The following is a 294-nucleotide window of genomic DNA, read 5'->3' as shown; positions in this document are numbered from 1 at the left end:
TATATGATGATGACGGAAACAGTAATCGGCACTATTATGAATTGGCAGCTTTAACCGAGTTAAGAAATCATATTCGTTCAGGAGATATTTTTGTATCAGGCAGTAGACATCATAAGGCATTTGATGATTATCTTATACCGTATGATGAATGGAACGAAGTTTCAAACATTCCAAATGGCCTTACAGCCCCTTTAAAAGCTGAAGATTATATAACTGACCGAATAAACCGATTAAATGAACATTTAGAATGGTTATCAGAAAATAGCGAGAAATTAGAAGGAGTAGATATTAGTC

General features: G+C 34.0%; 1 protein-coding gene. It reads left to right on the top strand.

Annotated features, from left to right (window positions below; translation table 11 throughout):
* Window positions 1-294, top strand: a 294-nt coding sequence (locus FE394_RS19670) for a hypothetical protein (protein ID WP_319927987.1), incomplete at both ends; no start/stop codon positions are given.

Source organism: Xenorhabdus littoralis (genome assembly GCF_033949345.1).
GTDB lineage: Bacteria > Pseudomonadota > Gammaproteobacteria > Enterobacterales > Enterobacteriaceae > Xenorhabdus > Xenorhabdus littoralis.
The sequence above is the reverse complement of the archived record's forward strand: the minus strand, read 5'-3'. Positions and strand labels throughout refer to the sequence as shown.